14 protein-coding genes are annotated in these 5,507 nt (G+C 40.9%); 13 read left to right on the forward strand and 1 reads right to left on the reverse strand.

Going from position 1 to position 5,507, the window contains the following annotated elements:
* Nucleotides 1–189 (forward strand): hypothetical protein (locus tag AB447_RS26375; protein WP_411801557.1); only part of this gene is annotated, 189 nt, incomplete at its 5' end.
* A 31-nt stretch (nt 190–220) separates the two neighbouring features.
* A complete protein-coding gene (locus AB447_RS26380; protein ID WP_172796367.1) occupies nt 221–391 on the forward strand; it encodes a hypothetical protein in 171 nt (56 codons plus the stop codon).
* On the opposite strand, the gene AB447_RS19080 is transcribed toward AB447_RS26380, so the two are convergent.
* Nucleotides 383–763 carry a DUF2513 domain-containing protein gene (locus AB447_RS19080; RefSeq protein ID WP_011198325.1) on the reverse strand — a complete coding sequence of 127 codons (381 nt, stop codon included), beginning with the start codon at nt 761–763 and terminating at the stop codon, nt 383–385. The two genes, AB447_RS26380 and AB447_RS19080, sit on opposite strands and share 9 nt — an antisense overlap.
* A 53-nt stretch (nt 764–816) precedes the next feature.
* Here AB447_RS19080 and AB447_RS19085 point away from each other — a divergent pair, with 53 nt between their 5' ends.
* From AB447_RS19085 to AB447_RS19125, 11 genes are all read left to right on the forward strand, one after another.
* The gene (locus AB447_RS19085; protein ID WP_048356551.1) at nt 817–1,047 is read left to right on the forward strand and encodes a hypothetical protein; all 231 of its coding nucleotides are present in this window, start codon (nt 817–819) and stop codon (nt 1,045–1,047) included.
* The gene (locus AB447_RS19090) at nt 1,040–1,897 is read left to right on the forward strand and encodes a conserved phage C-terminal domain-containing protein (protein ID WP_057957706.1); all 858 of its coding nucleotides are present in this window, start codon (nt 1,040–1,042) and stop codon (nt 1,895–1,897) included. Before AB447_RS19085 ends, AB447_RS19090 begins: the two co-directional genes overlap by 8 nt.
* The gene (locus tag AB447_RS19095) at nt 1,881–2,714 is read left to right on the forward strand and encodes an ATP-binding protein (RefSeq protein WP_048356491.1); all 834 of its coding nucleotides are present in this window, start codon (nt 1,881–1,883) and stop codon (nt 2,712–2,714) included. Before AB447_RS19090 ends, AB447_RS19095 begins: the two co-directional genes overlap by 17 nt.
* Before the next feature lie 13 nt (nt 2,715–2,727).
* Nucleotides 2,728–2,886, forward strand: coding sequence for a hypothetical protein (locus AB447_RS26385; protein ID WP_172796368.1), 159 nt, complete (start codon nt 2,728–2,730; stop codon nt 2,884–2,886).
* Complete coding sequence (locus AB447_RS27565; protein ID WP_411801478.1) at nt 2,883–3,041, forward strand: DUF6906 family protein; 159 nt, start codon at nt 2,883–2,885, stop codon at nt 3,039–3,041. The genes AB447_RS26385 and AB447_RS27565 overlap by 4 nt, the downstream gene beginning before the upstream one ends.
* Nucleotides 3,038–3,586: a hypothetical protein gene (locus AB447_RS19100; protein WP_048356490.1), complete on the forward strand. Its 549-nt coding sequence runs from the start codon at nt 3,038–3,040 to the stop codon at nt 3,584–3,586. Before AB447_RS27565 ends, AB447_RS19100 begins: the two co-directional genes overlap by 4 nt.
* Nucleotides 3,587–3,690: 104 nt before the next feature.
* A complete protein-coding gene (locus AB447_RS25940) occupies nt 3,691–3,840 on the forward strand; it encodes a BH0509 family protein (RefSeq protein ID WP_128748284.1) in 150 nt (49 codons plus the stop codon).
* A 72-nt stretch (nt 3,841–3,912) separates the two neighbouring features.
* The gene (locus tag AB447_RS19105; RefSeq protein WP_048356489.1) at nt 3,913–4,113 is read left to right on the forward strand and encodes an XtrA/YqaO family protein; all 201 of its coding nucleotides are present in this window, start codon (nt 3,913–3,915) and stop codon (nt 4,111–4,113) included.
* Between the two features lie 35 nt (nt 4,114–4,148).
* On the forward strand, nt 4,149–4,397 hold the full coding sequence (locus tag AB447_RS19110; RefSeq protein ID WP_048356488.1) for a hypothetical protein: 249 nt from the start codon (nt 4,149–4,151) through the stop codon (nt 4,395–4,397).
* The gene (locus AB447_RS19115; protein ID WP_048356487.1) at nt 4,394–4,777 is read left to right on the forward strand and encodes a YopX family protein; all 384 of its coding nucleotides are present in this window, start codon (nt 4,394–4,396) and stop codon (nt 4,775–4,777) included. The genes AB447_RS19110 and AB447_RS19115 overlap by 4 nt, the downstream gene beginning before the upstream one ends.
* Nucleotides 4,778–5,119: 342 nt before the next feature.
* On the forward strand, nt 5,120–5,507 hold a 388-nt coding region (locus AB447_RS19125), incomplete at its 3' end, for a DNA cytosine methyltransferase (protein ID WP_172796369.1).

The following is a 5,507-nucleotide window of genomic DNA, read 5'->3' on the forward strand; positions in this document are numbered from 1 at the left end:
CCTGCGGCAACAGAGGTTGAAAATCAAGTTTGTATAAAACTGATCATAAAAGATACACGACTAAAAGATATTGATGAGTACATTAAAGAGTTAACATCTGATTTTATTGAAAATTTTGGTTTCGAGCCTTCAGAACTTTTTCTGGCAGCGGAAGGCAACTCTCTAAGTATCCGAATGTATCTAAATTGAATTTGAAAATCTTCTTAAAGGAGTAAAGAGAATGACAAATGAAAATATTATTGTTTATTCAAAAAAAGATGGCGTCAACAGATTATTATCTATCGACACCAACGATTTGATTTCTTTGACAAAATTCATTGAAGATCATTATCCGAAAGAGAAAGATTTTATCTACGCCTTAGTGCAAGGTGTAGAAATTAAATTATTCTAAACCGATAAGCTTTTTCGTGATGCTTTCTCCGACATTTGAAAGTATGGACAAGGAAACGCTTGATAACGACTTAACGGCATCTTTCGTTTTAGACCAAACAGCATTGTCACGAATGTTGTCTAAAAATTGATGTCCATCCCAAGTAATAGAGCCAACACCAATATAGTCAATCTTATTGTCTGCGCGCGAAACCGAACCGTTTAAAAAGTCAGCTTCGATTAACTTGGTTAAAGCGTAAACGGAAGTTTCATAGCCATACTCTTTGAATGTCTCAAAATCTTTGAGCTGATATAAAGTGACGCCATCGTTAAGAGTTAAATTTTCCTCTAATTCTAGAAGAATTGAGCGGACACAATCATAATTTAGTTTCATAGTTTCACCTCCTGTCTTATACAGGGACATTATACCAAAAAGGAGGAGCAATCATGTTTTTAGTTGGCCATGTATGGCTACATAACCAAATTCATGTCGTAATCAGTGAATCTGTCCATACGCATAATCAGGCTTTGTACAGGTTAATGCAGCAGGGCGGCTCAATCATCCAAAATGAGTGCAAAAACAATGCTCTCGGCTCTGTGATCGTAAACGGGAAAAAATCAGTTTGGCCTTTGACCAAGTCAGAAGGGCGTGTAATTGGAGGTAAACAACATGGCTAAGTATCGTCACGTTCATACTGAGTTTTGGCAAGACCCAAAAGTTCTTGAAGAGATGACACCGGAAGATAGGTACTTTTATCTTTACCTACTTACAAACCCTAATACATCTCAAATAGGCATTTATTCAATTACAAAAAAACAAATGGCTTTTGATTTAGGGTATTCCATTGAATCAATTAACAGCCTTATGGAAAGATTTTTAAAACATCATAAACTGGTGGAATTTAATCCTACGACACGAGAAATTGCAATTATCAAATGGGGTAAATACAACCTGACAAAAGCGGGTAAACCGATGCTCGATTGCATTCAAAAGGAGCTGCGGCAAGTTAAGGACAGGTCATTGATTCAATTGATTTATCCTCACATTCCAAATGAATCTATAAAACAACTATTCTTACGATACGTTAACGATACGTCGACGACAAGTGACCAAAAAGAAAAAGAAAAAGAAAAAGAAAAAGAAAATAATATATTGTCGGGCAAGCCCGACCAAGCACCTTCTGAAAAAGATGAAATTCCTTACAAACTGATCATTGACCTTTTAAACAAAGTCGCTGGAACAAAGTACCGTCATACTACACCAAAAACCAAGACCTTAATAAAGGCGCGATGGAACGAAGGTTTTAGATTTGATGATTTCAAACATGTCATTCTAGTCAAATGCGAAGAATGGCGCGGTACTGATCTGGACAAGTATCTAAGGCCTGAAACGCTGTTCGGCACTAAATTTGAAAATTATCTTAACCAAAAGCCAAAAGGAGGTAGACCTCATGACAGAAACGTTCACCAAAGACCAGGCGGAAAGGGTCAAGGCAGAGTTATCACGGAGGATGACATTCCATACTGATGAGAACGGAAAGCCTGTCTATTGTAACAAGCATACAAGGATCATCGGCGGTGAAGAAAAGCCTTACCCGGTCCAACTCATGAAACTCCGAGACGGTTCAATAAAATGTCCTATGTGCGAAAGAGAACAACGTAATAAGGAAATCGAGCGTGAAGCAGAGATATGGCGCCGCCAGGTAGAACGGCAGATTCTATCGACTTATTCCCTTATTGCCGATCCTACTCTTAAAAAAGCAACGTTCGATACGTTCCGCAGCTACAACCAAGAGGACGAGCAGAATAAACGCCGGATGGTGGAACTTGTCAGCCAAATCAAGGCGGGCGCTGTTATGAACATATTTTTGACAGGAGAATCTAACGCCGGAAAAAGTCATCTTGCAATGGCCGCCCTTAAAGAACTGAACAAAAATGATTCCGAAGAGTACGCGAAGTCAGCCCTCTTTGTTAACAGTGATGCTCTCATGAGGCGAATTAAAAAATCATTTAAAGATGATTCCGAAAAGCTGACAGAAGCTTTTGCAATCGAATTGCTTACAAGGGTTGATTATCTCGTAATCGATGACCTGGGCGCCGAAGTAGGGGACACAGACAACGAAAACAGAGCCGCGAATGATTTTATTCATCGTGTATGGTATGGGGTTTCTACTGGGCGTCAAGGAAAAGTGACAATCATCACGACGAACCTTTCAGGCGTAGCGTTAACAAAACTATATGACAAAAAGACTGTTAGCCGATTGACAGCACACCTTGAGGCTATCAAATTTTTAGAAAAACAAACGGAGAAAAAGGGGCGGACGGCTCCGGCTCTAACCTTTTAGGAGATGAAAATAAATGAAGGACACCAACTTAAAACCGATCATGCCGGGTGTGTGGGGGCATGTGGAAAGCAATAAAACACCCGAGGAACTCAAACAAGGACTAAAGGAATTGGAAATGAAGCTCGAGAACTTGCTGGCCTATTGGTCAAATGTACGGAGGGATAACGCATGAAACACGGTAAGCGACCAACACGCACTCAAAAGCAAATCATCAAAAAGAACGGTTTAAACCCTGAGAACTGGCTTATATCAAAGAATCTACAGCATGAACAAAGATTGATCATCGTTCATCGTCACACCGGGACCGTGCGGGAGTGTTGGGCATGAAAATGGCTGCCCGCGCTGATCGTTTAGAAATTGCACTTGATAACTTGAATTATGAATGGTCATATGTCCAGCTTTGTAAAGTGATAGATTACTGGTACGACGGCAAATCATTGTATGACGCTGCCGATCTTTTGAAAAGAAATCCGGACGAGCTTTTAATTCTGATTGTGGACCTTGCAAAAAGAACCATTCTGCCGCACCGGAGAAACGGAATAGGGCCGAATGAGAGAATATGTATTTTCCCATCGAGAATGAAAGCCAAAAAGAATGGGTTGCGGCAGCTTTTCGATGACAGCCCTGTGTATATCCCGTTCTTAGACAATAATTTCATTTGGTATAACAGTGACATTCTTAGATTCAGAGCTTTGTGGAATAACGGCCAGTCTATTATCAAAATGGCAAAAGTCTTTAAGAGAGAGATTGAAGAAGTTTTATTCCTTGTGATCGATCAGGGGAACAAGGAAATGATTCGGCCGCGAAATGGGGGACTTTTAGGTGCGGAAGCGTCAGAAAACGAAAAAAGGCAGTTCAGGCTTATCGTTTGATAAAGCGTCTTTACAACAACTTTTAGTCATTATCAGGTTTGAATCTTGTCCCAAGCATTTGAAAAATGCTGCTATGAAAAATCTTTTAAAGAGGTGAAATTTTCATGACGGAACAAGAGCGTTTGGAAAAAATCGAATGGATCAATTTGATCGAAAGGTACGGCAAGGAGTCGCTTAAACAGAAGAGCGATGAGGAAATCGAAAAGCTTTATAACCTAGCAATGCTCAGGCAAACGGATGATGTGTTTGCATAAAAAAACCAGAGCTATTAAAAGCCCCGGAAAATAAAAACTCAGCACTTTTATTTTAACACGGGGGTGCTACTGGTGAACAGTCCTAAAGAGATCAACGTCAATCAAGATTTATCAAGCAAAATTCAAAACGGGAAGGTCACTGTCATCGTTTTAGATGGCCTAAACGGAACGGCATATGAAGCAGAGGCACCGGAGCATGGGAAAACGATTGTCGAAACGTTTAAAGGCGGCTTTTCCCGGATTCATCTTGAATCATCATTCAAATTCAATTAATAGCAGGGGTTTTCCCCTGCGGGGGAGTGAACGACATGAACAAAAATTATCATGTAATTGCAAAATCAATCACCTTTAATTCAGAAACCTATGAGCTTGGTCAAATATATAATCCGCCAGGCTTCAAAAAGCCGGCCAAAGTCATAAATATTGTGGACAACCGTGGTGCTTATTCACATAACGAGGGCGGCTTCGATGTCCGATTTGATACAGGGGATTTCTTACGGATTTATTCAAATGATGTTGTTATCCATTGGGAGCCGATGGGCGGTGAGAAAGAATGAACAATATCAAGATTCGGTACACGTTCAGGCACAAAGGTAGCGGGAACATCGAAATGAAATGGTACAGCATCGTGCAACTGGAAGCGAGGGCGGCCACCGAGCTGTCTCCAGCGTTTTCCGATGAATATGAATTGGTCAGCCGGGATTTATACACCGGATTGAAGGACAAAAATGGCCGGGAGATTTATGAAGGGGATATTGTTTTTTATGACAGAAACATTGCACCTTCGATAGACTCTCGAAAGTATGTTGTGAAATGGGAAGATAGTCAGTTTGTATTAACTAACTCTAGTGAAACTATAGATGACTTTACAAGCGACATTATCGAAATTATCGGCGACGTATATCGAAATCCTAATCTATTGGAGGCGGCGGAATGAATGACCCGAATGTTTTTTCGAATCCGTGCGCCATATGTAAGACGGCGGAAGCTGATAGACTGTGCGACTACATTGTAGAGTATAACAGAAATCCTATCTTTTTCAGAGACTATCAGTCTTTCAAAGAAAGTGTGGAACACGGGCATGACAGCACATGCGATTTACCCTTATGCACAAAATGCAGAACTTTAATAAATGGGGCTGATCTTTGCCCGTACCATTACGAGATTTATAAAAAGGCGCAGAATCTACCGGAAAAGCTGCGGAAATATCAGCGGAAATCTAAGGCGCGAATAGCACAGGAAATGCTACAAATGAGCAAGGAGGCGGCGGAATAAACAAATGAAAAGTATTGAATTATTCGCTGGTATAGGGGGGATTGCACTTGCTGCAGAATGGGCTGGTATTGAAACAGTTGCCTTTTGTGAGCGAGAACCATTTTGTCAGAAGGTACTACAAAAAAACTTTCCCGGTGTCCCTATCTTTGATGATGTGTGCACCTTAAATAGACAGCTTTTAGAGGAAAAAGGAGTGATCGAACCTGGTGGAACAGTTGACATTATTTCCGGAGGATTCCCTTGCCAGCCTTACAGTATTGCCGGGAAGCGAAAAGGCAAGGAAGATGACCGCGACCTCTGGCCGGAAATGTTTAGGATCATCAAAGAACTCAGGCCCACTTGGGTTGTTGGTGAAAACGTTGCTAACTTCGCCAATATGGAGCTCGACCGCA

The organism is Bacillus glycinifermentans (genome assembly GCF_001042475.2).
GTDB lineage: Bacteria > Bacillota > Bacilli > Bacillales > Bacillaceae > Bacillus > Bacillus glycinifermentans.

Coding starts and splice junctions, on each gene's coding strand:
- AB447_RS25940 (WP_128748284.1), top strand. CDS start 3,691: ATGACGGAACAAGAGCGTTTGGAAAAAATCGAATGGATCAATTTGATC.
- AB447_RS26385 (WP_172796368.1), top strand. CDS start 2,728: ATGAAGGACACCAACTTAAAACCGATCATGCCGGGTGTGTGGGGGCAT.
- AB447_RS19080 (WP_011198325.1), bottom strand. CDS start 763: ATGAAACTAAATTATGATTGTGTCCGCTCAATTCTTCTAGAATTAGAG.
- AB447_RS19085 (WP_048356551.1), top strand. CDS start 817: ATGTTTTTAGTTGGCCATGTATGGCTACATAACCAAATTCATGTCGTA.
- AB447_RS19110 (WP_048356488.1), top strand. CDS start 4,149: ATGAACAAAAATTATCATGTAATTGCAAAATCAATCACCTTTAATTCA.
- AB447_RS26380 (WP_172796367.1), top strand. CDS start 221: ATGACAAATGAAAATATTATTGTTTATTCAAAAAAAGATGGCGTCAAC.
- AB447_RS19090 (WP_057957706.1), top strand. CDS start 1,040: ATGGCTAAGTATCGTCACGTTCATACTGAGTTTTGGCAAGACCCAAAA.
- AB447_RS19095 (WP_048356491.1), top strand. CDS start 1,881: ATGACATTCCATACTGATGAGAACGGAAAGCCTGTCTATTGTAACAAG.
- AB447_RS27565 (WP_411801478.1), top strand. CDS start 2,883: ATGAAACACGGTAAGCGACCAACACGCACTCAAAAGCAAATCATCAAA.
- AB447_RS19115 (WP_048356487.1), top strand. CDS start 4,394: ATGAACAATATCAAGATTCGGTACACGTTCAGGCACAAAGGTAGCGGG.
- AB447_RS19100 (WP_048356490.1), top strand. CDS start 3,038: ATGAAAATGGCTGCCCGCGCTGATCGTTTAGAAATTGCACTTGATAAC.